Consider the following 26,892-nt stretch of genomic DNA (forward strand, 5'->3'; position numbering starts at 1 on the left):
TTCGTCACGCGCGTTTCGCCGGCGACCGCGTTCTCCGTCTGCCCCAGGATCCGCTGAACGCCGGGCCGGGGTGCAGGCAGGTCGCCCGCACCCCGGAGTCCGTCGTTGCTTGGCTCTAGCCGCGCAGCAGCAGGTTCCGCCGTGCGAAGACGGCCGGGCCGCTGATGTTCGGCCGGATGATCACGAGCAGCTGCACCCCGGTGAGCCCGTGACGGCTGGCGAGGGCGCGGGCGTCCTTGATCGGGGCGGTGATGAACAGGTGCAGCAGGCCGCGGCGGTTGAGGTGCCCGCGGCCGGAGGCGACCGTCGTCACTCCGCGGCCGAGGTGCAACGCCCGGGACAGCGGCGCGGACAGCTTCAGCGCCCCGTACACGTTGCAGGTCGCGCTGCAGGTGACGCCGACGATGAGACGGCGGTTGTGCAGCACGTCGATGTGGCTGATCCGCAGCGAGGTCTTCAGCCGCGGGGCGGTCTTGAAGCTCCGTTCGGCGCCGTAGACGGTGCCGTCCGCGTTGGTCGCCACGAGCCGGTAGTGGTAGACGGTGCCCGGGGCAAGCCGGCTCATCAGAACCGGGAAGGTCCTGACGCTGCTCGTCTCCGCCGCGAGCTTGAACGTCGCGGTGTGCAGCCCGTTGCGGATGGTCTTGCCGTACTGGATCGTGTAGGTGGTCGCCAGCCCGTCCGGGTTGACCATCCCGACGCTGCGGGCAGACGCCTCACCGACCTTGAACGTGCCGCCGGTGCTCACCGTCGGCTTCGCCCCGCCGGGTGGCGGGGCCGACGGACCGGTCGGGGTGGTGAAGCTCATGTCCGCCCCGTCCACGGTCCCGTCGGCGTTGGTGGCGACGATCCGGTAGTGGTAGGTCGTCCCGGGGGCCAGCCCGGTGAGGGTGGCGTTCAGCACCGTCGCGCTCGTGCCCGCCCCGGCGTTCTCGATGGTGGTCTCTGAGCTGTAGGCGGTGCTCGTCCCGTACTGGAACGCGTACGTGGTGTCCAGCCCGTCCGGGTTGACTGTGCCGGTCACCGTCGCGCTGTTGCTCGTCAGCGCACTCACGCTGCCGGTGCTCACCGCGGGCGCGGATCCGGCGCCGATCACCGGCGGCGGGCCGTTGCCGACGAAGCTGGCGACAAAGCCGCCGGCGGAGCCGGCGTTGGCCGCACACGGGTACGGGTCCGGGGTTGCCGTCGGCGTGTAGCCGACCGTGTAGATCGTCCCGTCCGGGGCGACCGTCATCCCGCAGGCCTCATACGGCGTGCTGCTCGACCCGACCGGTGCGATCGTCGTGCCACCGCTGCCAAACCCGCTGTCGAAGCTGCCGTTGCTCGACAGGCCCCAGACCGCGCCGCTGTAGTTCGTCGCCGAGGTCTCGAACTGGCCGGTTCCGACGACCGTGTCGCCGCCCGCGAGGGCGACGCCGTAGGCGCCGACGGCCGAGTCCGGGTTGTGGTTGGATGCCGCCGGGATCACCGCGACCCCGCCGTTGGCGAAGCTCGAGTCCAGGCTGCCGGAGGGGGTGTAGCGGAGGATGAGCGCGTTCTGTCCGCCGTAGTCGACGCCGGAGACGATGATCTCGTCCCCGGGGGCGATCGCCACCGACTGGAAGTCGGTGTAGCCGGAGGAGCCGCCCGCGGGCGTGTAGTGGTAGGGGGCGGCGGAGAACGATCCGTCGTTTGACCCGTTCGCGTTGAAGATGCCGACGACGCCGTTGGTGATCCCCTGGGTCGTCGTCTGGCTGCCGACGTAGGCGATCTGGCCGCTCGGCTCGGCCGCGAGGCCGTTGATCTGCGCGTAGCCGCCGCCGAAGGCGGTGAAGCCGGTGCTGACCGTCTGGATGCCGCCGCTGCCGAAGGCGCCGTTGAGCGCCCCGGAGGGGGTGAACTCGACGGCGACCGCCTGGGTGTCGGGCGGGTTCTCGGCGCCCCCGACGACGATGTCGCCGCCCGGGGCGATCGTGATCGCGTTCGCGGTCCCCGACTGGCCGGTGAGCGCGGTCGCGAGGCCGCCGGAGCCGAAGCTCGAGTCGGGCGCCAGGGCGCCACTGAGCCGTTCGGCGAAGATGCCGCTGCCGCCGTTCCCGGCGATGACGACCTCCCCGTTGGACTGGACGGCGACGGCGCGGGCGACGCCGCTCCCGCCGGTGTAGCTGGCCAGCTGGGTGCCGCCGGGGCTCAGCTCCTCGACGTAGACCTTGCCGCCGGACTGCCCGGCGGCGTACACGTCACCGGCGGAGTTGGCGGCCACCGCGAACAGCTGCGCGCTGGTGGCCGAGAGCCCGGAGCCGTTGAACCCCGGGTTGAGGTTGCCGAATCCCTGTGCGGCGGCGCCGCTGGGGGCGGCGAGCGCCGCGGTGAGGACCGCGGCGACGCCGATCCCGGTGATCCGGGTTGATCGTCGTGTCATTGGCTTCCTTCGCTCGGGGCTGGGTCGATCTGCGTGGCGGGGCGTTCGTCCGCGCATCAGCGGACGAACTCGACGAACCGGCGGTTGCTGCGGGCCCGCACCTGCTTGGCCGTCGGCTGGGCGGACACCGTCACGACCCAGCGGGTGTTCGGGTGCTTGAAGAACGCCCGCTTGAGCCCGGGCCCGAAGTGGAACACGAACCGGTGCCGGCCGCCGGTGCGCAGGAACGCCCGTTCGGTCAGCTTGAGCGGCCGGAACTGCTCGACAAAGCGACAGCGCCGCCGGCCCCGGAACTTGCGGCAGACGCGCACGCGCGTCTTGATCTGTAGGTGCCGGGCCGCGCCCGCGTTCGTTCCGAGGGTCACCGTCAGTCGGCAGCCCTCGTTACAGGCGGCGTTCAGGCTCAGGCCGGACCGGCTGAGGGTCTTGGCGACGTAGCGCCGGCCGATCCCGGTGACGGTCAGCTTCAGCGCCGGCGGTGCCGCCGGGTGCGTCGGGGTGGTCGTCGTCGTCTGGGGGGAGCCGACGCCGGGGATGACGCTGATCAGGCTCGTCGTCGTGTTCGTGCTGCTCGTCGCCGTGCCGGCGGCGATCAGCGCCCCCGCACCCGGGTCAAGGGCGGCGCCCGCGTAGGCGCTGTTGGTCCCGCCCGGAAGGCTCAACAGGGCGACGCCGTGATTGCCGAAGCTCTGGTCCAGCGCGCCGGCCGGGGTGAACGCCCACACGGTGCCGTACGTCGTCGCCGTCGAGTTGTCATACACGCCGGGGACGAGCAGGTCACCGTTGGGGCCGAGGATCAGCCCCATCCCGCCGGGCACCCCGGTGTTCGTCTCCAGCCAGTTGTTCGCCGACGGGGTGTGGACGACGCCGCCGGAGCCGAAGGCGCCGTTGCGGGCTCCGGACGGGGTGAAGCTCGCCGCGAACGTGTCCGCGACCTCACCGTCGTTCGTCGCGTTCCCGGCCGCGTAGATCGTCCCGTTCGAGCTGACGGCGACGCCGTTGACGCTCGAGTACTGCCCGCTGCCGAGCGCGTACTGGGAGACCGAGGCCCCGGAACCGTTGAAGCTTGTGTCGAGCGTGCCGATCGCGGTGAGCCGGCCGACGACCCCGAGGGTCGACTGCCCGTTCGGGGCGGCCGAGCCGCCGAAGACGATCTCACCGTTGGACTGCAGGGTGAGGGCCTGGATGTTCGCGTACTGGCCGAGCTGGAGGACCGACACGCCGTCGGTCCCGAACGCCATGTCGGGAGAGCCGTTCGCGGTCAGTTCGGCGACCGTCGCGTACGGGACGGCGGTGAGGTCGCTGCTGCCGCCGACCACGATGTTGCCGTCGGGCTCGAGCGCGACCGCGTCCCCGGCACCCTCGTTGTTGACCTCGAGGTCCTGGGCCCCGCCGCTGCCAAAGCCGGTGTCGAGGCTGCCGTTCGCGTTGAAGCGCTCGACCACCATGCCGTGTGTGCTGACGCCGCCCGAACCGGTTCCCTCACCGACGACGACGATCTGCCCGTTCGGCTGGATGGCGACCGCCTTGGCGATCGAGCCGGCCGCGCCGGTGAGGGCCGGACCGGTGACGATCCCGCCGGCCCCGAAGCTCGGGTCCAGCGCGCCGGTCGCCGTGTAGCGCTCGACCAGCAGCTGGGGGGTGCCCTTGACGAGCAGGTCCCCGACGGCGACGATCTCCCCGTTGGGCTGGACCGCGTCGGCGTAGAACGCGGTGTTGGCAGGCCCGGCGATCGTCGCGTGGGGGCTGAGCCCGCCAACCGAGCCGCCCGTTCCCGCCGCCAAGGCGACGCCGGCACCGGCGCTCACCGCAGCGAGGCTGACGCCGAGGACCGCCCCGGCTCGCCGCGCCTGTAAAAGACCGTTTCTCATACAATCGTTCCCTGGTTCGGAGTCCGGGCCGAGGCCCGCCAGCGTGCGCCTCCCAAACTAACCGACCGAGCGACCGGCGGCAGCAACAGACGTCGCCCTCCGCAGTGCGGCAGGGCGGCAAGCGCCTCATCCTTACCAACGGGCCGCCAGGAGCGGAGTTGCGTCGCAGCGACGCAACTTTGGTCAGAGGGCCTGCAAACTCGCAAGCAAACCTCACTTTCGCCCCCGGGTTCTGCTACAACCTGGCCTGTCCGGCTCTACCGACCTCCTGCCAACGGAGCAGGTTGGGTGGGAGGCCAGGGCTGCTAGAGAACGAAAACCAACAGGAGGATCTCCTTATGGCTTCACGACTGAACCGGGCGCGGGCAATGCGCACGGCGGTCGCGGTGGCAGCAGTAGCCGCACCTTTGGCTGCGGCGGGGTCGGCACAGGCCGCTATTGCGGGCGCGTCGCCGTCTTCTACCACCAACCTGCCTGATCTTGTGAGTGCGACGGCGACAAGCGCCTCGACGATCCAGGTCTGCTACGACAAGGCCCTCACGTCCGTCGTCCAAGGCGACTTCGTGGTGAGCAACTACCTCAGCGGCGACACCATCAGCCCATACAGCAAGGGGCTCGTCCCCACGGCTGCGACGATCGACAGCGCGAACAACAAGTGCGTCGACCTGACCATCAACGAGCTCGGCGGCAACTCCGTTCTTGGCGATGGAACGATCGTCACTGGTGTCGCTGGCGCGGTCACTTCGTCAGGTGGATCTAGCCTCGCCGACTCGACGACGCTAACCAGCTCTCAGAGCCAAACCGGTACCGAGGGTCACACCGCCGGGCCGGATCTCTCATCGGTCAAGGTCGGAACGTCGGACTCCACCGCTGCGACGGTCCCCCCGACAGCCGGCGGGACGAACACGCTCGTGTACACCTTCGACAAGAACGTCGATCCTAACAACATCACTCCGGCTGACTTCGGCTTCGAGTACGTCAATAACGGTGGTACGACACCGACGACCGTCACAGAACTTGGAACGAGCGTCCAGTCTGTCACGGGCAATGTTGTGACGATCAACTTTAACCCAACCACGGGAGCCGCTCCAACGGCTTCCGCAACTGAGGCGTTCGTGGAGAACTCCACCTCAGCAGCGGTTTATTCTGCGAACAACGGGAACACTGCCGACGAGGTTGGGGGCCAGAACGGCAACTTCTCGATCGGTGGCGTCTCGACGATTCCGTCCCTTGTTAGCGCGACCCTGAACTCCGGGTACACGTCGGTCACCTACACGTTCGACCACCCGGTCGGTAGCGCGGTGGCGACTGCGTTCCATGTCGCTCTCTCTGATGGCTCGCAGCTCAGTGGTGTAACCGACACGATCAGCGGGAACACGGTTACCGTGAACTTCCCTGGCACCACCACCGCCGGCGTCACGACTGGAGCGCTCTCGCCTGTGGCCGAGTACGCGACTCTCGCGACGGTCGATGCGAACGCGGTCAGCACCTCGACCACGGCACCGACCCCAGGCGGCGCCGTCACCGCCAGTACGCCCGGTGCTGCGCCGATTGGCGGTAACGCCGGTCTGTTCGCCCGTGGGTACACGACCGGTCCTGACGTTCAGGCCGTCGTGAGTGAGGGGACCAACCAGCTTGGTCAGCCCCAGTTCCTCGTCTACCTGGATCAGCGCGTCGGCGCCGCTCCCGGGACGAACTTCGTGGGCTCGACCGACGCTGCGGCTCCCACTACTGGCAACAGCATTAACCTGCTGAGTTCGACGGGTGCTGTCGTCGACACTGAGCCGACCGTGACGGTCGGCCCGAGTTCGGGCCCCGGTCAGCAGCAGGTTCTGCTGACATTTACCCAGACCCAGACGTTCTTCGCCGGTAGCGGGACTCAGGTTCAGTTCCCGGAGGGGATCTTCACCACGGCACTAGGCCCCAACTCCGGTACCGGTGACACGAATGGCGTCAACGTCCCGCAGATCGACTCGATCACCGCGACGGCCGCTCACGCCAAGGGCATCAAGATGCACAAGGCGACCAAGAAGCACGTCGCCCGCAAGCGCGTTGCTCGCAAGCACATCGCTCGCAAGCACGTCACCAAGAAGCACGGCCGCTAGTCCCAAGGGCCACACCTGGCCGGCGCTTCCGGGCGCCGGCCAGGGCGCAGTACACCTGAGATCACGGCCGTCGCGGGCAACCGCGGCGGCCGTTCTCCTTCCCGGAACGGACCGGCCCGGGTCCGCGGCGGTCTGCCCCACACCCTCAATGGCCGGGCCCCCGAGTGGCCCACCGCGGCCGGCGCTCCTGATCGGCCACCGCAGCGCCCGCGCAACCGCCGCACCCCCACCGCGTTAACACTCTCAATGCACCGACCCTTCTCCCTCCCCGCGCCCTCCTCGCGCCGCCTGCGCCGCCTCGGGCTGCTCACCGCGCTGCTCGCCTGCGCCGGTGCGACCCCCGCCCTCGCGAGCGCCAGTGCCGCCGGATCGGCCGCTCCGAGTGCGACCCCGGCCGGCGCCACCCCCGCCGCCCTCAGCGCCAACCCATTCGCCGCCCCCGCGAGCGCCGGGGTCACGCTCACACCGGTCAGCGCCCCCGGGACCGTCCCCACCGGCGGGCTGCGCTCCGGTCAGCTGCGCCGCGCGGCCGCCTCCGGGTCGGCGCGCCCCTACAGCCCCGCGGGGATCCGCCAGGCCTACGGGTTCCCCGCCCGCGGGGCCGCCCGCCAGAAGGTCGCGATCATCTCCGCCTACAACGACCCGTCCGTCGCCGGTGACCTGGCCGCCTATGACCGCTACTTCCACCTGCCCGCCTGCACCCTCACGAACGGGTGCCTGAGCATCCACAACGAGCAGGGCAAGAGCAGTCCGCTGCCGGTCACCGACCCGACCCGCAGTGAGTGGGAGACGGAGACCTCACTGGGCACCCAGACGGTGCACGGGATCTGTGAGAGCTGCCAGATCATGCTGTTTGAGGCGAACACGCCGACCTCCCCGGACCTGTCCGCCACCGTCAACGCGGCCGCAAAGGCGGGCGCGACGGTGATCGTCACCACCTTCGAGCCCGTCGAGTCCTCCTCCGACACCGACTACGCCCTCGACTTCAGCCACGCCCACACCGCGATCGTGTCGGCGACCGGGGAGGCGCTCAACGCGACCTACGGCTACAGCGGGGCGATCAACTTCCCCTCCTCCCTCCCGGACGTCCTCGCCGTCGGCGGCACCGTCCTGCACACCCGTCCGAACGGGACCTACGCCTCCGAGCAGGCGTGGTCAGACACCGTCAGCGGCTGTGCGCTGTTCTCGACCGCCGCGCCGTGGCAGGCCGGGTACGCGAGCGCGGTCGGCTGCGGGCAGATGCGGGCGGTCGCCGACCTGTCGGCGGTCTCCGACCCCGGCGTGTACACCTACGCGAGCCACATCACCACCCCCGGCGGCCCGTGGTATCAGGCGACCGGCACGAGCGTGGCCGCCCCGATCATCGCCGCGGCGATCGGCCTCGCCGGCAGCCTCGGCAGCCAGGAGGCGCCGCTCGTCTACGCCCACGCGAAGGCCGAGCAGTCGGCGCTGCATCACATCACGACCGGGAAGACGAGCCCGACCTGTCACTCCCGGATCTGTGAGGCCGGCCCCCGCTACAACGGCCCGACCGGCCTCGGCACCCCCAACGGCCTCACCGTCTTCCTCCCCCACGGCGGGGCGCTCCCGACCGTCCACCCGGACGTGCACGTCACCACCGCCCGGGCGGGTGCGAGCCGCGCCTGGCGGGTCACCCTCAGCGTCGACAACGCGCTCGCGATCCCCGTCTTCGGCCACCTCGCGCTGCTCGAGCGCGCCGGGCGCCGGCTGATCCGCATCACCGGACAGGCGATCACCCTGTCCCCGCTCAGCCGCACCCGCGAGAGCCTGCTCATCCCCGGCTTCCGCCGGGGGGCGCTCGCCCGCGCCGGGACGCTCAGGCTGACCGCCCGCCTGCTCCTCCACGGCGTCGGCGGCCCGCACGCGACCGTCAGCCGGTTGGTGACCGTCCGCTTCCCCCGCTGAGGGGACGCGGCAGCCATCTCTCGCAGCGATGAACCGAAATTTGCTGGAATAAGCGGCTTAATCGCGGTATGTTGCCCGGTCCCACCCGAGGATTGGACCGTTTCGTGCTCAGCCTCACCGACAGCCGTTGGCCTGACCGTCTCCAGCGCGTCTGTGAGCAGCGCCGGATCACCCCGCTCTTCCAGCCGATCGTCGATCTCCCCCGCGGGGTCGTCGCAGGCTATGAGGCCTTCAGCGACTTCGGGGATGCGGAGACCCCCTCCCCGGAGGCGTGGTTCGCTGCCGCCGCCCTGCACGGCTACGGGCCGCGGCTGGAGGCCCTCGCCCTCGAGGCGATCCTCACCCACCGGGCCGACCTGCCGCCGAACACGTTCCTGTCCGTCAACGTCAGCCCGGAGGGCCTGCAGTCCGTCGAGGTGACGCTCGCCCTCAGCGGGCCGGACTCCCTCGCCGGGGTGGTGATCGAGATCACCGAACAGACCCCGGTCGCCGACTACCCGGCGTTCCTCGCCGCCCTCGACGGGATCCGCGCCCGGGGGGCGCTGATCGCCGTCGATGACACCGGCGCAGGCTACTCGGGGATCTCCCACCTGCTCGCCGTCCGGCCGCACTTCGTCAAGCTCGACCGCGGGGTCGTCACCGGCCTCGACCGCGACCCCCAGCGGGTCGCCGCCGTCGCGGCGATCGGCGCCTTCGCGGACGAGCTCGACGCCTGGATCATCGCCGAGGGCGTCGAGTTCCCCGCCGAGCTGCAGCGCCTCATCGACCTGCGCGTCCCGCTCGTCCAGGGCTACCTGCTCGGCCGGCCCGCCCCGTCGATGCAGAGCCTCCCGCCGCTCACCGGCCGGGAGCTGCGTGAGCGCGCCGCGACCCGGCGGGACGGACGTCTCGGCGCCCTCGCCCGCCCCGCCCCGGCCGGGGCCGAGCTGCCCGCCCACCTCCCGGAGACGACGGTCCTCACCGACGCCGCCGGGCGGCCCGTCCAGGTCGCCGTGCCCCGGCCCGGCGGCCATCCCAGCCTCCACCCGGCGATGTGCGTCCTCGCCCACGAGCGGGTCGCCGACGTCAGCCTCCGCGCGAGCGCCCGCGGCAGTGAGGACCGCTACAGCCCGCTCTGTCTCGTCGATGACCGCCACCGCCTGATCGGCGTGATCCCGGTGGAGGCGCTCCTGGAATCACTCGCCCGCACCCGGCCCTGAGCGCATGCGCCGCCGCGCGGCGCGCTCGAGCAGGCTGAAGCGGACCCCGCGGCGCAGGGTCGCCAGGTCATCCTGAAGGCGCCCCAGCCACGTCCGGGCCGGGGCAATCAGCGTGCTCGGGTGCACCCGGCAGACGAGGCCGTCTCCGGCGAGGAGGGTGAGGGCCCGTTCGGCGATCGCCACCTGCCCGAACGCCGTCGGGTGGATGTGGTCGGCCATCATCAGGTTGCGGGCACCGAAGTCGGTCAGGTCGAGCACGAGCGCCCCGTGGGCGGCGGCGACCCGGGTGATCGCCGCGTTCACCTGCGCGATCCGGCGCGGGTGCGGCGGGCGGCCCATCCGGGCGGGGATCGTCGCCGTCAACGTCCGCGCACAGCGCCGGGCGAGCCACTCCAGCGCGGTGGAGAAGGCGGCCTCAAAGGCCGCCTGATCCCAGTCCGGTCTGCGGATGTCGTTCGTGCCGATGTAGAGGCAGCCAAGCTCAAAGCGGGCGTCCGGGTCGGCGTGGGCGGCCTCAAAGCGGGGGAGCTGCACCGCGAGCACGTCCTGAACGGTCGCGCCGTCGACCGCGTAGGGGGTGTAGGGGAGCCCGAGCCCGCGGGCGGTCCACAGCGCCCAGGACTGCAACGCCACCCCCTGCTGGATCTCCCCGCCGGCGTTGGTGATGCTGTCGCCGAGGGCGAGCACGCCCGCCCCCACGCTCAGCCCTCCCCGGGCTCGGGCCCAGGCAGCGGCCGCGGGGCCGCCCCGACGTACTTGGCGGTCGGGCGGATCACCCGCGCCTCCCGGTTCTGCTCGAGGATGTGAGCGGACCAGCCCGCGACGCGCGCGCACCCGAACATCGCGGTGAACAGGTCGCCGGGGACGGCGGCGAAGTCGAGCAGCACCGCCGCCCAGAACTCGACGTTGGTGGCGATCACCCGGCCGGGCCGGCGGGCGGCCAGCTCGGTCAGCGCCGCCGCCTCGAGCGCCTCGGCGGCCGCGACCCGCGGCGCGCCCAGCTCGCGGGCAAAGCGGCGCATCACCTTCGCGCGCGGGTCATCGGCGCGGTAGATCCGGTGCCCGAACCCCATCAGCCGCTCCCCGCGGTCGAGCTTGGCCCGCACGTAGGTGAGCGCGTCATCGGCGGCGGCGACCTCATCAAGCATCGCCAGCACCCGGCTGGGGGCGCCGCCGTGCAACGGGCCCGACAGGACGGCGACCGCACCCGACAGGGCGGCGGCGACGTCGGCGCCGGTGGAGGCGATCGTCCGGGCGGCAAAGGTCGAGGAGCTGTTGCCGTGCTCGGCCGCCGTCGTCCAGTAGGCGTCGATCGCGCGGACATGAGCGGGGTCAGCCTCCCCGCGCCAGCGCAGCAGGAACCGCTCCGCACTCGACCCGCCGGCCGCGACCGTCGCCTCCGGTACCGCCGGCACCTCGGCCCCGCGGGCGGACTGGGCGACCGCGGACAGAGCGACCGCGGAGGCGCGGGCGAGGTCGTCCCGAGCCTGCGCCGGGGAGCTCTCCAGCAGCGGTGGAAGCCCCCACAACGGGGCGAGGGTCGCCAGCGTCGCCTGCAGGTCGACGCGCGGATCGCCCGTGCGGATCGTCAGGGTGAACGGGTCGGCCGCAGGCAGCCCCGGGGTCAGGCGCCCGTCGACGAGCAGCCCCCACACCTGCTCGAAGGGCACCCGGCCGGCCAGCTCCTCGATGTCGACCCCGCGGTAGCGCAGCGCCGAGGCGTCCCGATCCGGTTCGGCGATCTCCGTGGCGAAGGCGACCACCCCCTCCAGGCCGGATTGCACTTCGTCAAAGACACTCATCCCCACAGGCTACGCTCGCTCTGTGCCGGAGGCGCCCCTGCTCACCCGCCCCGCCCTCGAGCTCGCCGGGCTGATCCGGGCCGGGGAGATCACCGCGACGGAGCTGACCGCGCTCAGCCTCGAGGCGATCGCCGCCCGCGACCCGGCGATCAACGCATGCACCCACGTCGCGGCCGACACCGCGGCCACCGCGGCCGCGGTGATCGGAGCCGGGGACCGGCGCCCCTTCGCCGGGGTTCCGATCGCGATCAAGGACAACCGGGCGGTCGCCGGAATGCCGCTGACCGCCGGCTCGGCGCTGTTCGGCAACCACGTTCCGGACCTCGACGCCCACGTCATCGCGCGGCTGCGGGCCGCCGGCTTTGTCATCGTCGCCAAGACGGCGCTGCCCGAGCTGGGGATCCTGTCGACCTGCGAGCCCGCCCGGGGCGGGCCGACCGCCAACCCGTGGCAGCTCGAGCACAGCCCGGGCGGCTCCAGCGGCGGTTCGGCCGCCGCGGTCGCCGCCGGGATGGTGCCCCTCGCCCACGGCAACGACGGCGGCGGGTCAATCCGAATCCCGGCCGCCTGCTGCGGCCTCGTCGGCCTCAAACCCGCCCGCGGACGGATCTCCGCCGGGCCCGAAGCGGGCGACAGCTTCCTCGCCACCGACGGGGTGCTCACCCGCACCGTCGCGGACACCGCCGCCCTGCTGGACGTCCTCGCCGGCTATGAGCGCGGGGATGCGACCTGGGCGCCGCCGCTGGAGCCCGGGCGGCGCTTTATCGACGCGGCGGCGGAGGCGGCGACGCCCGCCCCCGGGCTGGCGGTCGGGCTCGTCCTCGACCCCGCCCTCCCCGCGGACGGCCTGCACCCGATCTGTGCCGCGGCCGTCGCCCGGGTCGGCTCCCAGCTGGAGGCCCTCGGCCACCACGTCGAGCCGCTCACCCTCGACTGGTCGCCACCGGACCTGCTCGACGACTTCACCGCCGCGTTCGGGCCGCTGATCGCAATGGGGGTGCGGGCCGGCGCCGAGCTCGCCGGGCGCCCCGCCCGGCCCGAGGATGTCGAGGCGCTCACCTGGGCGATCTACCGGCACGCCGAGACGCTCTCGAGCCTCGACCACCTCGCCGCCCAGGCCCGCCTGGAGGCCCTCGCCCGGCGGATCGTCGTCGCCGTCGGCGCAGTCGACGTCGTCCTCACCCCCGCCCTCGCTCAGCGCCCGCCCCGGACCGGGCAGATCCACGGCCGCGGCGGCCCCGGACATGCGCCGTGGTGCGACTACCGGGCCTCCGGGGCGTTCACCCCCTACACGGCGATCGTCAACGTCTGTGGCCTGCCGGCGATCACCCTGCCCGTGGACGTCGCCGCCGACGGGCTGCCCGTCGGCGTGCAGCTGATCGGTCAGCCGGCGGGGGAGTGGGAGCTGCTCGCCCTCGCCGCCGCGCTCGAACGGGGCTGGCCGTGGCGGGAGCGGATGCTCGCCCCGATCCTCGGGGCGGCCCCGGGGACCTGATCTGCGGGCACTCTGCGTAGAATCACGCCCTCGTTCGCGGCACCCGACCATCAGAAGGAAGACAGAGACACCCATGGCCTACGTCATCGCCGAGCCCTGCATTGGCACCAAGGACAACTCGTGCGTTGAGGTCTGTCCGGTCGACTGCATCCACCCGACGCCGGATGAGCCCGACTACGACAAGGTCGAGCAGCTCTACATCGACGCGGAGGAGTGCATCGACTGCGACGCCTGCGTGGAGGCCTGCCCGGTCGACGCGTGCTTTGCCGAGGATCAGCTGCCCGACGAGTGGCAGAAGTTCGCCGGGATCAACGCGGAGTTCTTCCGCAAGCGCTGACACCCGGCCTGGGCCGGGGGGGGCGGGCCGACCGGCCTACGCGCCCGCGGGCGCGCTGGCACGGTCAGCGTCGGTGGCCTTGAGCACGCCGGCGCGGTTCTTGTGGTCAGCCTCGTAGGCGGCGACCCGCCGGGCGAGCCCGTCATCGCCGGCGCGCAGAACGGCCTGGATCTCGGTGACGGTCAGCTCGTCATATCCGGGCCACGGCTCGGTGCCCCGGAGCGTGGAGATCCGCTGGGTCAGGGTGGACCGGTTCTGGTGCCGCCGCTCGTAGGCGTCGATCGTGGCCAGATCGACCTGGGAGAGGCGGCCGAGCTTGGCGGCGATCTCATCGACGGTCAGTGAGTCGTAGTGGGCGATCGCCAGGTCGTCCTCGCCGGCCAGCGCGCCCATGACCTCACCCTCCAGCCGTGCCACGCCCGGCAGTCGGCGCGCCCGGCGGGCGAACCGCTGGGTCGCCGCCACCGCCCGGCCGGCGGTGCGCCTGGCCGCGCGACGGGCGTCCTGCACCGCCTCTCCGGCACCGGTCGTCGCGCTGTCATAGGAGGGATCCCCGTCAACGGCGGCGACCATCGCCTCAGTGAGCTGGGGCAGCACCCCGATGATCTGAGCGAGCATTCGCTCCTCCTCCGCGCGGATCGCGCCGGCAAGCTCGGCGGTCTCCGGATCGCCGACCCGGCGGGCGAGACGCTCGATGACCGTGTACATGGCGATCTCCAGCGACTCGCTCGCACATGCGTCCCGGGCGTTCTTGAGGACCTTCTCCTCCCCGCCGGAGCCGCGCAACAGGTCAAACGGGGTCTTCCCGAGCGCCAGCGCCTGGCCGGTGATGTTCTCCATCAGAGCAACGGCGGCGCTCAGCGGGCGCCCGCCGCCGCTGAACTCGCCGAGCCGTTGAGCGAGCCGTGAGGAGTGCTGACGGGTCTCCTCGAGGTGGGCGCTGAGCGCCGTGCGGTACTCCCCTCGTGGCGTCATCGCGATCTGAGCCTCCAGGACGCGGGTGAGCGCGTCCTCGACGGCCCGGGCCTCAGTCAGGTACTGCCGGAGTTTCTGCTGTGCCGCAATCATCAGGACATCCAATCTCGTCAGAAGAGGTGGGCGGCCCGCCGTCGATACGACCGACTGACGGCGTCAACGGGGCCATCCGGGGTCACACCCAGTGCTACCCCGAATCGCCGCGGCCCACGCGACGGGGTCGCTGATCGGCCCCGCGGGAAACGGTCGGGCGCTGTTCCGGGAACGTGTTCGCTCATACGTCCGTCGAGTCGCCGGGCGGCCTGAGCGGTCGCTCCCAGCCGGCGCCCGGTCGGGTCCGCGTCAGAAACGGCCGCGCCGACGTGGTGGCGGACCCGGTGTTGGCCCCCGGGCCAAGCCATCCGGTCCCCGGGGCCAAGCAAGAACCGTCCGTGCGCGCCGATGAGGCGAGGGATGCCCCTTTCCCGATGCGACCTGCTTGACAGCTACACGGATATCGTGGGGGCGACGACGGTCGGTGACTGCAAGCAGCGCATCGAGACACACGCCCGCCTGCTGTTCGGGGCACGACAGGTGACCGTCCGTCTCTGTGACGGTCGTGACAGGGCGCCCGGGCTCGTGCTCGTCGCCCGCGAACGGCTCGTCGGGACGATGCAGCTCGCCTGGCCGGAAGGGTGGGAGCCCGACTCAGAGACCGACGCCGAACTGCTCGCCGCCTTCACCGCCCACGCCGCGATCGCGCTCGACAACGTCCGGCTGCTTGAGGAGCATCACCGGCGCGCCCGCTCCGATCCCCTGACGGGCCTGCTGAACCGTGGCGAGTTCCAGGAGACCCTCGCGCGTCTGCTCACGTCCGACCCGACGGGCCCGGAGTGGCCTGTCGGCCTCATCGTCATGGATCTCGACCGCTTCAAGGCGATCAACGACGGCGGTGGGCACGCCGCCGGGGACCGGCTCCTGCGCGCGACCGCGGCGGCGCTGACCGGCGTGTGTCGCGCCTCCGATTCCGTCTTCCGGCTCGGCGGTGATGAGTTCGCGGTCGTCCTGCCCGGCGCCGGCGCAGCGGATGCGACGGTCATCGCCGAGCGGGCCGCCGCGGCGATCGCTCGCCTGGACGGGTCATCGGGCGTCTCCTGGGGTGTGGCCAGCGTGCCCGACGATGCGATGACCCGGGACGCGCTCGTCCGGATCGCCGATGCCAACATGTACGCGCACAAGGGACGCCCGCAGACGGCCGCCAGGATCCATGATCGTGACGGCACCGAGCGACTTGAAGTCGCCTGCCGGCTCGCGTCGCGACTGACCGAGCTGCGTGACCCGCGCGCGATCGCGGAAGCGGTCGTTCACGAGCTCCATGCCGCGTTCGGCTACTACCTCGCCGTCATCCACCGCCTCGATGAGGACGGGATGCTTCGGATCCTCGCCGGGGCGGGACCGCTGACGGAGGAGGACCACAACTTCCTTGCCTGGGTGCAGCCGGTCAGCTGCGGCGTCAACGGGCGCGTCGTACGCAGCGCGCAGTCGGCTCTCGTCAACGACACGCGACTCGATCCGGACTACCTCGGCACGGACGCCAGCGTCAACCCGGGGTCGGAGCTGGCGGTCCCGATCCTCATCGACGGCACCGTGTGGGGTGTGCTCAACCTCGAACAGCTCGCCACGCATGCCTTCGCTGAGGATGACGTGCTGCTCGCTGAGACGGTGGTGGCCCAGGCGGCTGCGGCGCTGCACCGCTGCGCGCTGCTCGAGGACATGGAGGGGTCATTCGGCACGACTCTCGCGCTGCTCTGTGACGCGCTCGAGACAAAGGACCCCTACACCGCCAACCATGCCCAGCACGTTGCCGACATCGCCGAGCAGACGGCGGTGCGGATGGATCTGGCCGATCCCCAGCGTCGCGCCCTGCGCTTCTGTGCGCTGCTACATGACATCGGCAAGCTCGGGATCCGCACGGAGCTGCTGACCAAGCCCTCAGCGCTGACCCCCGAGGAATATGAGGAGGTCAAGCAGCACTCGGTGATCGGCGCCGCGCTGCTCACACGCGTGCCCCTGCTCGTTGACATCGCGCCGCTCGTCGGCGCTGTCCACGAGCGATGGGACGGCCGCGGATACCCGCACGGCCTGAGCGGATCACAGATTCCCATCGAATCCCGGATCGTCGCAGTCTGCGACGCGTGGCACGCGATGGTCTCGGACCGCCCCTACCGCCGGGCGCTGTCCAGTGAGGATGCGCTCGCCGAGCTCCAGCGACACGCCGGCTCCCAGTTCGACCCCGCCGTCGTTCGCGCGTTCGTCACCGGCAAGCCGGCCGCTGCGCCGTGAAGCGGTGTGGGAGCGCCGGCATTGAGATCCACCGCCGGGAACCTCCGGGGGACCCGTGCCCGCGCACCTGCTCGCCCGCTGCCGGCCACCGCCTCCCGCAGCTCCACGCGCCGCTTCCGTCAGCGCGCCTGCACCGGCCCCGGAAGCGGTGAACTTCCCTAGACTCCGGAAGATGAAGCGCCTTGTCCTGATGGTCGTCGCGCTCGCGGCGACGGTCGGTCTGCTCAGCGCCCCGGCGGCGCTTGCCGCGACCGCCAGCGGCACCCCGACGGTCACCACCGGGCCGGCCTCACAGGTCACGCCGACGACGGCGACCGTGTCCGGGACGGTCAATCTCAACGGCGCCTCCACCTCGACGGCGTCGCTGTCGAGCACCTGTTACTTCGCCTACGGGACGACGACGAGCTACGGGTCGACCGCCCCGTGTGCGACCGCGCCGAGCGCGACGGGCACCTCGACGGTCACCGCCAACCTGAGCAACCTCACCGGCGGGCAGGTCTACCACTACGAGCTGGAGATCGTCACCGGCGGCCTGCTCGGCGTCGGCGCCACGACCACCGGCGGCGGGGATGCGAGCTTCATCACCCCGAGTGCGTCGGTGCCGCCGCAGCTGGCCACCACCGCGGTCAGCGACCTCGGCGGCAGCGGCGTGACCCTCAACGGGACGGTCAACCCGGAGCAGTGGGGCATCAGCTCCTGCTCCTTCAGCTACGCGGCCAACGGCGCTGCGGCGACCGTCGTCAACTGCGCGAACCTGCCGAGCCCGGGGGCGACCACCCAGCCGGTGTCCGCGCCCGTCACCGGCCTCAGCCCCGGCACGACCTACACCTACGACCTGATGATCGTCTACGGAGCCGGGAAGGGAACGACCCTGTCGACGGCCAGCAGCGGCTCCTTCACCACGCTCGCGGCGACGATCGGCACCCCGGCGAACCTCACCTCCACCTCCGCGACCCTCAACGGCACCGTCGACCCGGAGGGGCAGACCGTCACCGCCTGCGCCTTCTACTACGGCGTCTCCGGACCGCAGCTGCAGACCGTCCCCTGCACCCTCGCGGCCGACCAGATCACCGGCACCAGCCCGGTCGCAGTCAACGCGAACGTCACCGGCCTGACCGCGAACACGAAGTACATCGACACGGTCGTCCTCACCACCGCCCAGGGACCGGTGATCGCCACCCCGGCGACCTTCACCACCCCGCCCGTGCCGCCGCAGCCGAGTGCGACGACCCTGGCCGCGACCGGGGTCGGTCCGACCGCCGCGACGCTGCGGGCGACCGTCAACGCCAAGGGGCAGGGGGTCCGCGCCTGCGAGTTCGAATGGGGCATCAACCCCTTCAGCGCCGGCTCGACCCCCGGCACGGACCTCGCGGTCACCCAGCTGTGTGGCAACACCCCCGCCGACACCGGCGCCCAGACGGTGACGGCCAGCCTCCGCGGGCTCGCCCCCCACACCCGCTACTACTTCCGGGTCCTGTTCCTCACCTACGGCGGCTACGTCGTCGCCAACGCTCGGTCCTTTGTCACTCCCGCTGCCGGCCACGGCGGACGCGTCCCGGCCCTGCCGAACACCCGGATCCTCGCCGCGAGCATCAGCCCCGCCGCCCACACCGCCCGCTTCCGGCTCGGCGCCTCCGGCCCGCGGGCGACCCGCTTTGTCTGCGCCCTCGCCCCGGTCCGCCACGGCAAGGCCGGCCCCGCCCACTTCCACGCCTGCCGTGCGCCGGTCACCTACCGCCGTCTGCGTCCCGGGCTCTATCAGTTCTCGGTGCGGGCGGGCGACGCCCACGGCTACGGCCCGGTCCGCACCCGCCGGTTCCGGATCTGAGGCTTCGGCCACCTACGGGACAGTTTCCAATAGCCGCAGCACCTGGCGATTGGGGAACCGAAAGGCGGGGTCTGCACAGCTGCCCGCCTTCTTGTGTCAATGCCCGCCCTTCCCTGCAGCGAGCTGACCTTTCGACTCGCCCCGAAAATCTGCGGGGCTACGAGCCGCCGGCGGCCACGATGCTGGCGATGAGGCTGTTAGCCCAGATGATCGCTTCCGTTATGTCGGGGATCACGCTGAGTCCTTCGGCAGCGCTCGCGTAGACGAGGGTTGCCTCTTCATCGAGGATCTGAAGATCGACGAGATCGTGTGCTCGCTCGTTCTGACCGGTTCGCTTACTCACCGATGTGCATGCGTGCAGCTTCTGGGCGACCTGGTGTTCGGCCGCCATGACGGGAACAGCCTCAGGTTCGGGCAGGCCGAGTTCAGCGAAGAGATCAATGATGTCCCGTGCGAGCCGCTTCTCGGCCGTTTCTGTGCTTCCGACCTCGTCGCGCCCCAGCTCGAACTTGATCTTCGCGAAGGGCTTCTTCTTGTACTCCAGGTGAATCTCGAAGCGCTGCATCGCGTAGTCGTCCGGGACGTCTTCGGGTGCCCGGGCTTCGAGTTCGGTGAGCGTGCCAGTGAAGTCGTTCCAGCCAGCTTCAAGCGCAGCGCTGAGCTGTTTGACGTAGTCGGCAAGTTCGACCTTCGCTGCGCGCGCGGCGTCGAAGTCCGGGGTAAATCGGCTGGCCGACTCCCCGACTCGCAGTTTCATCGCCGTGCCGCCCTTGACCACGCCGGGTGGCATCAACTGACCGACGATGGTGTTTGCCACCGTGCGATGAACACGTTGGGCGGTCGTCCCGTGCGCGTTGGCGTAGACGCCGATCCGCTGGTTCAGGTTGTTGAGCTTGCCGGGCGGTTTGGGCATCTACTTGCCGTTCTCGATGGCAAGCACCACTCCATCGAGTTCCTTCAACGGCAGCAGGCCTCGTTGAGCCGCATCGCGAGCGGCCTCGACCAACCGGTCGCGCATCACCGTTCCCCGGCAATCCAGCAGCGCCTGGGTGATCGTGGTGCCGGGGATGCCGTCGAAGTACTGACGTTCGGTTTCCGGAGCTGTATCGCGGACCACCTCGATGAACTCGGGGAGCTGTCGCCGCGGGCGACGACGAACCCCAACCCGGATCTTGCGAGGATTGACGAGAGCCAAGTTGTTGAGAGCGAGCACGGCGTCGCCCACAAGATGAGCGTCTTCCCCGACGCGGAGGACCGCTTCCAAGAACTGTTCCCTCCCCGTGTAGGGGAAGTCCTCAAAGCGGTAGAGGCCATGAGCGATGTGCTCAATACCTCCGCGCTGGGTGAGTTTGCGCAACTCCTGTGCGGGCACACCGAGCTCGCCGGCATCGCCGGTCGTGACGTATCCGAGCCGATCAGCCGCGCGTTCACGCAGAGTCCGTCGGTATGTCGTCGCAAGTGCCATACCTTCAAAATAGCAGAACAGTCCCGAAAACGGGACGGTTTTGTAAGTCTGAGATCGGGGACATTAGCTGTGTGGTGGTCACGGCTAACAAGCACCAAGCGGCGGCGTACGCGGACACGGGCGTACTCGCCGAGGATGCCCAGGAGGTACGGCGAAGCCGCCGAGCGCACCGGACTTGGGGAGCCCTGCCGCCGTCAAGACGGCCACGCGACTCGCCACCCGATACCCCCGCGTCGCCGCACGACGGCCAGCAGCTCACTCTCCAAGCAGACTGCGGCCTCCCGACAAGGGAGGCTCAGTTCTTCCCCGAACTGCCCAGAAGTCGGCGCAGGCCGTCAGGAATCGCCAGCAAAAGCGAATTGAACCCCGGTCCGCACCGTCCAGAAGGTCCCCGTGAAGCAGAACAGACGCCCTTCAATCCATATTGAAAAGAGAAGCGTCTCACTGTCGATACGTGGCTCAACGGTGACCTGACCACAGTCGCGGCCGCCCGAAGCCGCGCGGCGCGGGTGGATTGCGTAGACGTGGGAATCTACAATGTGGGCTATGTCAGCGACGACGACCATCCGGGTCAGTGAGCGCGCACGCGATCGGATCAACCAGCTCGCTCGCGCCGCCTCCCAGACCACCATCGAATATGTCGACCAGATGGTGAACCGTCTCATGGACGAAGAGCTCCTGAACGCGATCGTCGCGTCACTCGACGATCCAGGACTCGCCGAGGATGCGGCAGAGTTGGACGGAACGTTGATGGACGGTCTCGACCCCAACGAGGACTTCAGCGCGTGGCGCTAGCGCACCCACCACGTCAGGGGGAGGTGTGGTGCTGTGTGCTCGACCCGGTGGTCGGCAGTGAGATCGCCAAGACCCGGCCCGTCCTCATCGTGAGCGTCGATGAGATGAACGTGCACCGGGCACGACGGTCGATCGTCGTCCCGCTCACGAGCACGCAACGGCCGGCGGGAGTCCCGATCGAACTCGAGGTCAAGGGAGTCCCGCGGGTCAGCTATGCCGAGGCCTATCACGTGCGGACCGTCAGCCACGATCGGATGACGACCCGGTTGGGAACCGCGAGTCAGGAGGCGAGGCGGGCCGTCTCGGCCCAGCTCGAACTTCTCACCCGTACAGCGTGATCAGCCTCACGGCTCAGACCATCGGCAGCGACATCCCGACCGGCTTGGCCGGCGCCGCCACCGACGCCATCGGCAGCACGGCGGTGTCCATCGCGATCAGGCGCTTGGCTGCGCTCGTGAGCGCAGCCGCGGCAGCGTCCTCGGGCGCGGACAGGACGACGGGCAGCCCGCCGTCTGACTGCTCACGCAGGGCGAGGGTGAGCGGCACCGGGGAAGCGGCTCACTTTGACATCCCCGGTCACTGCGCCTAGCCTCCGGCGAGGCTGACCGCGGCGCTGCCCTGCCGGGTTGAGCGGGTCGGTCGGTACGGGAGAGGTTGGCGGTGCGGGAGATCAGCAGGCGAACGTTCGTCAAGGCGGCTGGGGCGGCTGGCGCGCTCCTGCTCGCAGGTCCCGCACCCGCGCGTGGCTTGCCAGGACCGCCGGCCGGGCGCCGCCTCCGGCCACGTCCCCGACCGGTTCCCGTCGGACCCCGTCCCTATCTGCTCGACACGCCGGTGTTCGGCGGGGAACTGCAGTACTTCCGCACAGACCCGGCGACGCTTCCGGACCGGCTCGCCCTCTGCCGGGAAGCGGCCTTCAGCGTGATCCAGACCTACGTCCCCTGGAACGTCCACGAGTTCTCGAGGGGGACGCTCGACTTTCAGGGCAGGACCCATCCAATCCTGCCCAACGATCATCACCTCGACCCGTTCCAGTTCGGCGACTCGGTCGGGACCGGGGGGGTCAACACCTACGATCTCGGTCTGCAGGTCAACACCGACCTTGAGACCTTTCTCGGGGCGTGTCGCGATTCCGGTTTCTCGGTCATCTTGAGGCCGGGACCGTTCATCTCCGACGAGTGGCGCAACGGAGGGATACCGGACTGGTTTCTCCAGGGCGCGCCCGCGGACACCTTCGAGTACGGTGCGGACGGCACCCCCCTGCTGGTCAGCCCGCCCTGGAGCAGCCCGCCCGCGGTCGCGGCGCTGCTCGGCGGCATGTCGCTGTACTACTTCCCCTCACCCAGCTACGCCTCCCCCTACTACCTGAGCGCCGTTCAGCAGTGGCTCCAGGGCTTCGCGGCGTTCGTTCGGCCCTGGCTGCACAGCAACGGCGGGCCGGTCGTCGCCGTCCAGGTCGACGATGAGACCTGCTTCTACTATCACTTCGGCGCCTTCGAGGTTGACTACAACCCGGCGATGGTCGCCCGCTACACGGCCGTGACGGGCCAACCGCCGCCGCGAGCCTGGCCGTCGCCGGCCCAGGGAATCGCCTCGCTGCGGCCCGCCTTTGCCTGGCAGCGGTTCAAAGCCGATCAGATCGGCACGTTTCTCGGCACGCTCGCGGGCGAGCTGCGCGCCGCCGGCGTCGACGTCCCGATCACGCACGAGATGGAGCTGTCGCTGACCCCGCCGGCTGACTTCGCGGCTGACGCGGCGGCGGTGCTGCTCGCCCCCGAGCTCTATCCGGGCGCTGACGGCCCGGAGGCGATGCCGCTCATCGAGCTGACCGCCCAGTCGGCCCGAGCCGCGCAGCGCAACCGGACAAACGTCTGGTCGGCCGAGACCCAAGAGGGTGACATGCTGCTGTCCAGCCTGCTGCTCGGAGAGGGGATCATCGGCTCGATCCAGTTCAACTACCAGCAGGGTGTCCCCGACGATGCGGTCGGCGTCAGCGGCCGGCTCGGTCAGGCCCTGCGGACCGCCGGCCGTCGCCTGACCGAGTGCCGGCGACGGGCCGACGTCGCGATCGTCTGGGACAACGACCTCGCCCACGCGCCCGTTGACTCTCAGCAGTGGGGGTTTGTCACAGATGTCAACGCGGTCATCGAGCATCACGTTCCGGCGCTCGCGACGCTGCTGCTGCGCGCCGGATACGCCTTCGACCTGCTGGACACGAGCGCAGCCGCCCCGGAAGATTACCTCGACTACCGGACGATCTTGCTCGCGTCTGCCGACATCCTGCCCCGCAGCGCACAGGTCAGCCTGGCTCGCTACGTGCGCCGGGGTGGACATCTCGTCTGCTGGGCCCAGCCGCCAAGCCTCGACGAGGACCTCGAGCCGTGTGCGATCCTCGCCCAGGCGTGCTTCGGCGAGCCCGTCGCCACCTTCTACCCCGAGCCGGCCCAGGAGATCGATGTGCTCGGTCACCCGGTGACGACCTATCTGGGGGTGCAGACGTTCTCCCTCTCCGCGCGGGCTGAGGCGATCGCTTCACGCGCCGGCGCACCGTGCGGTTACCGCCGCAGGGTCGGTCAGGGAGAGGCGGTGCTGCTCGGCAGCTGGCCGGCGGCTTACAACATCGCCTCCCGGTCAGGAGCGGTGCTCGAGGAGGTGCCCGGATCGGCCGCGGCCGATCCCGTCACCCAACTCGGACAGGTGGCCACCCTCGCCGGGAAGTACTTCGGTCCGCAGGCCGCGGCGGCGGTCCCCGCCGCGCTGACCAACGGCCCCGCGCAGACCTTCATCGTCTACGAGTACACCAACCAGCGCCGCAGCAGCACCTATGTGCTCGCCGGCGGCGCGATCGCCTACTGGAACGGCGATCAGGTCGTCGGCCTGGTGCAGATCACCGCGGCGTCGGACGGAACCCCCCAGGTTCTCAACGAGATTCCCTACTGTCCGCCTGACGCCGCCCACGTCACCGCCATCCGGGCGCTCGTCGGTGCCCCGCCGGCGATTGAGAGCGTCGACCCGCGGATCCAGGCTCGGGTGCTCGATGCCCCCGACGGACAGGGCGCGACGGTGGTCGCCAACAACCGCTGGCCGGTGCCGGTCCCCCTCCGGCTCCGCACGCGCGTGGGAGCCAGAACAGTCGTGCTGCCGAGCCGGGGAGAGCTGACGCTGCCCGCAGAAACCGGGATCGTGCTGCCCGTCGACTACGAGCTTCCCAACCAGGGGCGTCTGCTGTGGGCGACCGCACAGCTCCAGGGGGTGACTGCGCCGAACCGCTTGGCGGTCGCTCTGGCCCTGTGGGCCCCGGACACGGCCGAGATCGTTCTGCGGCTCCCGGGGCGCCTGCGGGTTGTGACTCTGGACGGCGCGCCGATCCGCCCGGTCCGGTCCGACGGCCGGGCCGTCAGCGTCGTCGTCGGCGCCGGCAGCCACACGCTGGAGGTGCGCTGGAACGAGCCGCGGCACCGGGCCAGGCGCCACCGCCGGGCCTGTGCTCGGCGGTGGCGGTCGGTGCGCTAGCCGGACCGGCCTCCGGCGCTCTGGACGGCGAACCGGTCGCAGCGACGCCCGGCGCTGGAAGCCGGCCAGGACCGAACCGCGGCTCAGGCCATCGGCAGCGACATCCCGACCGGCTTGGCCGGCGCCGCCACCGACGCCATCGGCAGCACGGCGGTGTCCATCGCGATCAGGCGCTTGGCGGCGCTCGTGAGGGCCACGGCGGCCGCGTCCTCGGGCGCGGAGAAGACGACCGGCAGACCGCCGTCTGACTGCTCACGCAGGGCGAGGGTGAGCGGCACCTGGGCGAGCAGGGGGACGTCGAGGTCCTCGGCGAGCAGGCGGCCGCCGCCCTCCCCGAAGATCGGGTAGGAAACACCCTCGGGGTTGGTGAAACCGGACATGTTCTCGATCACGCCGCAGATCTCCAGCTCGAGCTTGGTTGCCATCTCCGCCGACCGCCGGGCGACGGTCTGGGCGACCGCCTGCGGGGTGGTGACGATGATGAACTTCGCCTGCGGAAGCAGCTGGGCGAGGGTCATCGAGACGTCGCCGGTGCCGGGGGGCAGGTCGATCAGCAGGTAGTCCAGGCGCCCCCACTCGACATCCTCGAGGAACTGCTGGAGGGCCTTGTGCAGCATCGGGCCGCGCCAGACGACGGCGGCCTCCTCCTCCACGAAGAAGCCGATCGAGACGACCTTGATCCCCTCCGGGCCGACAAGCGGCTCGATCTTGCGGGCCGCGTTCGCGTGCGCGCGGCCGCCGGAGAGACCGAACATCCGCGGCTGGGAGTAGCCCCACACGTCCGCGTCCATCACGCCGACGGACTTGCCCGCCCGTGAGAGGGCGGCGGCGAGGTTCGCGGTGACGCTCGACTTGCCGACCCCGCCCTTGCCCGAGCCGACGCAGATGACGTGGGCGACCTCCGCGAGGGCGCCCTCAGGCAGGGTCGCCCGTCCGAGCTTGCCCCGCAGCGCCTGCTTCTCCTGGTCAGAGAGGACGTCGAAGGTGAGGTTGACCCCGGTCACCCCGTCGATCGCCCGGATCGCCGAGTTGACGCCGTTCTGGAAATGGTCACGGATCGGGCAGCCGGCCGTCGTCAAAGCGACGGTCACGTCGATGACGCCGTTGGCGTGGATCTCGACGTTGCGGACCATGCCGAGCGTCACGATGTCCTTGTGCAGCTCGGGGTCGATGACGGACCCGAGCGCCGTGTAGACCTGGTCTCTGGTGGGCATACGACCATTCTCGCAGACGGTGTGCGGCGGAGGCCGGGGGCCCAGTTGGTAGCGTCCCCCGCCTATGTCGCTCGTCATCACTCCGGTTCGCGGCTTCCGTGAGCTCCAGGCCTTCGTCAAGCTGCCCGAGCGGCTCCACGCCGGCACCCCGTGGATCATCCAGCTGCGCATCGAACGCTACGCCTACCTGACCCGGGCCACCGGCGCGTTCTTCAAGCACGGCACCGCCCAGTATTTCCTCGCCCGCCGGGACGGGCGGATCGTCGGGCGGATCAGCGCCCATGTCAGCCACCGGCTCAACGCCCAGCAGAACACCCGCTGGGGGCTGTTCGGGTTCTTCGACTTCGAGCAGGACCAGGAGATCTGTGACGCGCTCCTCACCGCCGCCGAAGGGTGGCTGCGCGCCCAGGGCTGTGACCGGATGGTCGGCCCGTTCAGCTTCACCCCCAACGATGAGGCGGGGATCCTGATCAAGGGCCACCACCTCGAGCCGATGATCCGCCAGGGGTGGAACCCGCCCTACTACCAGACGATGGTGGAGGCGGCCGGGCTCACCAAGGCGATGGACATGTACCACTGGGAGCTCGACATCGCCGACCGCACCGAGCGGATGCTGCCGATCCTGCCCCAGCTCGCCCAGGAGGCCCGGGACAAGCACGGCCTGACGGTGCGGCGGATGACCCGGCGCAGCCTGTGGCGGGACCTTGACCAGTTCATCGAGGTCTACAACGCCGCCTGGGCCAAGAACTGGGGGTTTGTCCCCTACACGAAGGCGGACAAGCCCGAGCTGTGGGTCGACTACCAGCTCGTCTTCGCCGGCGAGTGGTTCATGATCGTTGAGGGGCCCGGCGGTGAGCTCGTCGCGATGGCCGCGACGATCCCCGACCCGAACCAGGTCCAGGAGCGGATGAAGGGGCGCCTGCTCCCGTTCGGCTGGTTCTACCTGATCTTCAAACGCCGCTTCATCGACCGCGCCCGGGTCGGCTTCCTCGGCGTGATGCCCGCCTACCAGCACACCGGCGCGGGTTCCCTGCTGTACATGGAGCACTACGACACCGCCCCGAAGACCAAGATCACCCACGGGGAGGCCGGCTGGATCCTGGAGACGAACCGGTCGATGAACCGGGGGCTGGAGGCGATGGGCGGCCACATCACGAAGATCTACCGCGCCTATGAGCGCATCTGGGAGGAGGGCGCGGTCCCCGCCGCCCCGCCCGAGCGGATCCGCCGCTACAACCCTCCGGCGCACGTGCTCGAGGCGCCGCCGAGCTGATCGGGAGCTGATCCCGAGCAGCTCACGTCTGGGTGCTCGGGGCCACCGACAGCTTCACGGCGAGGGCGGCGCCGGCGAGAGCACGAGGCGTGCGACCGGGCGTCCGTGCATCGTCACGATCACCTGGCCGCCGTCGGCCGCCAGGCGCACGTACGCACTGAGGTGGTCGTGGAGTTCGCGCACGCCTGGGACTTCCCGGACGCCTGGGTGCACGCGCGATCGACCGGGCAGGGCCGGCCGCTTAAACACCGACGGGGTGCCACTTGCGTGACACCCCGGCGGTTGAGGGAGGAGAGGGTGCTACATCCGCCGGCGAGGATATGAGGCCGACGAATCCGTCCCGGTGAGTCGCTCTCCTGGGCGACCTGCGG

At 70.7% G+C, this 26,892-nt stretch carries 21 protein-coding genes; 11 read left to right on the forward strand and 10 right to left on the reverse strand.

Annotated elements, in window-relative coordinates; all coding sequences use genetic code 11:
- Window positions 1-115 precede the first annotated feature (115 nt).
- Together M3M55_RS04545 and M3M55_RS04550 are read right to left on the reverse strand one after the other, a co-directional pair.
- Window positions 116-2,401 carry a hypothetical protein gene (locus M3M55_RS04545; protein WP_249011639.1) on the reverse strand — a complete coding sequence of 762 codons (2,286 nt, stop codon included), beginning with the start codon at window positions 2,399-2,401 and terminating at the stop codon, window positions 116-118.
- Window positions 2,402-2,457: 56 nt separating this feature from the next.
- On the reverse strand, window positions 2,458-4,272 hold the full coding sequence (locus M3M55_RS04550; protein WP_249011640.1) for a delta-60 repeat domain-containing protein: 1,815 nt from the start codon (window positions 4,270-4,272) through the stop codon (window positions 2,458-2,460).
- A gap of 338 nt (window positions 4,273-4,610) precedes the next feature.
- Between M3M55_RS04550 and M3M55_RS04555 the strand changes: the two genes are divergently transcribed.
- The 3 genes from M3M55_RS04555 to M3M55_RS04565 all read left to right on the forward strand — a co-directional run bounded on the left by M3M55_RS04555 (window position 4,611) and on the right by M3M55_RS04565 (window position 9,502).
- Complete coding sequence (locus M3M55_RS04555) at window positions 4,611-6,377, forward strand: hypothetical protein (RefSeq protein ID WP_249011641.1); 1,767 nt, start codon at window positions 4,611-4,613, stop codon at window positions 6,375-6,377.
- A gap of 246 nt (window positions 6,378-6,623) precedes the next feature.
- Window positions 6,624-8,303 carry a hypothetical protein gene (locus M3M55_RS04560; RefSeq protein ID WP_249011642.1) on the forward strand — a complete coding sequence of 560 codons (1,680 nt, stop codon included), beginning with the start codon at window positions 6,624-6,626 and terminating at the stop codon, window positions 8,301-8,303.
- A gap of 104 nt (window positions 8,304-8,407) precedes the next feature.
- Complete coding sequence (locus tag M3M55_RS04565) at window positions 8,408-9,502, forward strand: EAL domain-containing protein (RefSeq protein WP_249011643.1); 1,095 nt, start codon at window positions 8,408-8,410, stop codon at window positions 9,500-9,502.
- Here the strand turns inward: M3M55_RS04565 and M3M55_RS04570 are convergent.
- Window positions 9,479-10,201, reverse strand: a complete 723-nt coding sequence (locus tag M3M55_RS04570; protein WP_249011644.1) for a GDSL-type esterase/lipase family protein — start codon at window positions 10,199-10,201, stop codon at window positions 9,479-9,481. The genes M3M55_RS04565 and M3M55_RS04570 overlap by 24 nt on opposite strands.
- 2 nt (window positions 10,202-10,203) lie before the next feature.
- Entirely contained in the window at window positions 10,204-11,304 is a 1,101-nt protein-coding gene (locus M3M55_RS04575) for a citrate synthase 2 (RefSeq protein WP_249011645.1), read from the reverse strand.
- 22 nt (window positions 11,305-11,326) lie between these two features.
- Here M3M55_RS04575 and M3M55_RS04580 point away from each other — a divergent pair, with 22 nt between their 5' ends.
- Both M3M55_RS04580 and M3M55_RS04585 read left to right on the forward strand, forming a co-directional pair.
- On the forward strand, window positions 11,327-12,799 hold the full coding sequence (locus tag M3M55_RS04580; RefSeq protein ID WP_249011646.1) for an amidase: 1,473 nt from the start codon (window positions 11,327-11,329) through the stop codon (window positions 12,797-12,799).
- A 73-nt stretch (window positions 12,800-12,872) separates the two neighbouring features.
- A complete protein-coding gene (locus M3M55_RS04585) occupies window positions 12,873-13,136 on the forward strand; it encodes a ferredoxin family protein (protein ID WP_249011647.1) in 264 nt (87 codons plus the stop codon).
- A gap of 36 nt (window positions 13,137-13,172) precedes the next feature.
- On the opposite strand, the gene M3M55_RS04590 is transcribed toward M3M55_RS04585, so the two are convergent.
- Window positions 13,173-14,204, reverse strand: a complete 1,032-nt coding sequence (locus tag M3M55_RS04590; RefSeq protein WP_249011648.1) for a DUF892 family protein — start codon at window positions 14,202-14,204, stop codon at window positions 13,173-13,175.
- A 360-nt stretch (window positions 14,205-14,564) separates the two neighbouring features.
- Here M3M55_RS04590 and M3M55_RS04595 point away from each other — a divergent pair, with 360 nt between their 5' ends.
- Both M3M55_RS04595 and M3M55_RS04600 read left to right on the forward strand, forming a co-directional pair.
- Window positions 14,565-16,433 carry an HD domain-containing phosphohydrolase gene (locus M3M55_RS04595; RefSeq protein ID WP_249011649.1) on the forward strand — a complete coding sequence of 623 codons (1,869 nt, stop codon included), beginning with the start codon at window positions 14,565-14,567 and terminating at the stop codon, window positions 16,431-16,433.
- Between the two features lie 172 nt (window positions 16,434-16,605).
- A complete protein-coding gene (locus tag M3M55_RS04600) occupies window positions 16,606-18,261 on the forward strand; it encodes a hypothetical protein (protein ID WP_249011650.1) in 1,656 nt (551 codons plus the stop codon).
- 157 nt (window positions 18,262-18,418) lie between these two features.
- On the opposite strand, the gene M3M55_RS04605 is transcribed toward M3M55_RS04600, so the two are convergent.
- Both M3M55_RS04605 and M3M55_RS04610 read right to left on the reverse strand, forming a co-directional pair.
- The gene (locus M3M55_RS04605) at window positions 18,419-19,174 is read right to left on the reverse strand and encodes a nucleotidyl transferase AbiEii/AbiGii toxin family protein (protein WP_249011651.1); all 756 of its coding nucleotides are present in this window, start codon (window positions 19,172-19,174) and stop codon (window positions 18,419-18,421) included.
- A complete protein-coding gene (locus M3M55_RS04610; protein ID WP_249011652.1) occupies window positions 19,175-19,726 on the reverse strand; it encodes a type IV toxin-antitoxin system AbiEi family antitoxin domain-containing protein in 552 nt (183 codons plus the stop codon).
- A gap of 546 nt (window positions 19,727-20,272) precedes the next feature.
- Here M3M55_RS04610 and M3M55_RS04615 point away from each other — a divergent pair.
- Both M3M55_RS04615 and M3M55_RS04620 read left to right on the forward strand, forming a co-directional pair.
- Complete coding sequence (locus M3M55_RS04615) at window positions 20,273-20,521, forward strand: hypothetical protein (protein ID WP_249011653.1); 249 nt, start codon at window positions 20,273-20,275, stop codon at window positions 20,519-20,521.
- Window positions 20,512-20,859, forward strand: coding sequence for a type II toxin-antitoxin system PemK/MazF family toxin (locus M3M55_RS04620; RefSeq protein WP_249011654.1), 348 nt, complete (start codon window positions 20,512-20,514; stop codon window positions 20,857-20,859). Before M3M55_RS04615 ends, M3M55_RS04620 begins: the two co-directional genes overlap by 10 nt.
- 13 nt (window positions 20,860-20,872) lie before the next feature.
- Here M3M55_RS04620 and M3M55_RS04625 read toward each other — a convergent pair whose 3' ends face one another.
- Window positions 20,873-21,067: a hypothetical protein gene (locus tag M3M55_RS04625; protein ID WP_249011655.1), complete on the reverse strand. Its 195-nt coding sequence runs from the start codon at window positions 21,065-21,067 to the stop codon at window positions 20,873-20,875.
- A gap of 114 nt (window positions 21,068-21,181) precedes the next feature.
- On the opposite strand from M3M55_RS04625, the gene M3M55_RS04630 reads away from it, so the two are divergent.
- Window positions 21,182-24,034: a beta-galactosidase gene (locus tag M3M55_RS04630; protein WP_249011656.1), complete on the forward strand. Its 2,853-nt coding sequence runs from the start codon at window positions 21,182-21,184 to the stop codon at window positions 24,032-24,034.
- Between the two features lie 83 nt (window positions 24,035-24,117).
- Here the strand turns inward: M3M55_RS04630 and M3M55_RS04635 are convergent, their stop codons facing one another.
- Window positions 24,118-25,248 carry an Mrp/NBP35 family ATP-binding protein gene (locus M3M55_RS04635; RefSeq protein WP_249011657.1) on the reverse strand — a complete coding sequence of 377 codons (1,131 nt, stop codon included), beginning with the start codon at window positions 25,246-25,248 and terminating at the stop codon, window positions 24,118-24,120.
- Window positions 25,249-25,312: 64 nt separating this feature from the next.
- Between M3M55_RS04635 and M3M55_RS04640 the strand changes: the two genes are divergently transcribed.
- Window positions 25,313-26,521, forward strand: coding sequence for a GNAT family N-acetyltransferase (locus tag M3M55_RS04640; protein WP_249011658.1), 1,209 nt, complete (start codon window positions 25,313-25,315; stop codon window positions 26,519-26,521).
- A gap of 54 nt (window positions 26,522-26,575) precedes the next feature.
- Here M3M55_RS04640 and M3M55_RS04645 read toward each other — a convergent pair whose 3' ends face one another.
- Window positions 26,576-26,704, reverse strand: a complete 129-nt coding sequence (locus M3M55_RS04645) for a type II toxin-antitoxin system Phd/YefM family antitoxin (protein ID WP_249011659.1) — start codon at window positions 26,702-26,704, stop codon at window positions 26,576-26,578.
- Between the last annotated feature and the right edge of the window lie 188 nt (window positions 26,705-26,892).

This window comes from Conexibacter sp. DBS9H8 (assembly GCF_023330685.1).
Classification (GTDB): domain Bacteria; phylum Actinomycetota; class Thermoleophilia; order Solirubrobacterales; family Solirubrobacteraceae; genus Palsa-465.

What these genes read in the sequence shown, in the direction of transcription:
- M3M55_RS04545 (WP_249011639.1), bottom strand. Translation starts at nt 2,401, where the DNA reads ATGACACGACGATCAACCCGGATCACCGGGATCGGCGTCGCCGCGGTC.
- M3M55_RS04550 (WP_249011640.1), bottom strand. Translation starts at nt 4,272, where the DNA reads ATGAGAAACGGTCTTTTACAGGCGCGGCGAGCCGGGGCGGTCCTCGGC.
- M3M55_RS04555 (WP_249011641.1), top strand. Translation starts at nt 4,611, where the DNA reads ATGGCTTCACGACTGAACCGGGCGCGGGCAATGCGCACGGCGGTCGCG.
- M3M55_RS04560 (WP_249011642.1), top strand. Translation starts at nt 6,624, where the DNA reads ATGCACCGACCCTTCTCCCTCCCCGCGCCCTCCTCGCGCCGCCTGCGC.
- M3M55_RS04575 (WP_249011645.1), bottom strand. Translation starts at nt 11,304, where the DNA reads ATGAGTGTCTTTGACGAAGTGCAATCCGGCCTGGAGGGGGTGGTCGCC.
- M3M55_RS04585 (WP_249011647.1), top strand. Translation starts at nt 12,873, where the DNA reads ATGGCCTACGTCATCGCCGAGCCCTGCATTGGCACCAAGGACAACTCG.
- M3M55_RS04590 (WP_249011648.1), bottom strand. Translation starts at nt 14,204, where the DNA reads ATGATTGCGGCACAGCAGAAACTCCGGCAGTACCTGACTGAGGCCCGG.
- M3M55_RS04595 (WP_249011649.1), top strand. Translation starts at nt 14,565, where the DNA reads ATGCCCCTTTCCCGATGCGACCTGCTTGACAGCTACACGGATATCGTG.
- M3M55_RS04600 (WP_249011650.1), top strand. Translation starts at nt 16,606, where the DNA reads ATGAAGCGCCTTGTCCTGATGGTCGTCGCGCTCGCGGCGACGGTCGGT.
- M3M55_RS04605 (WP_249011651.1), bottom strand. Translation starts at nt 19,174, where the DNA reads ATGCCCAAACCGCCCGGCAAGCTCAACAACCTGAACCAGCGGATCGGC.
- M3M55_RS04610 (WP_249011652.1), bottom strand. Translation starts at nt 19,726, where the DNA reads ATGGCACTTGCGACGACATACCGACGGACTCTGCGTGAACGCGCGGCT.
- M3M55_RS04615 (WP_249011653.1), top strand. Translation starts at nt 20,273, where the DNA reads ATGTCAGCGACGACGACCATCCGGGTCAGTGAGCGCGCACGCGATCGG.
- M3M55_RS04635 (WP_249011657.1), bottom strand. Translation starts at nt 25,248, where the DNA reads ATGCCCACCAGAGACCAGGTCTACACGGCGCTCGGGTCCGTCATCGAC.
- M3M55_RS04640 (WP_249011658.1), top strand. Translation starts at nt 25,313, where the DNA reads ATGTCGCTCGTCATCACTCCGGTTCGCGGCTTCCGTGAGCTCCAGGCC.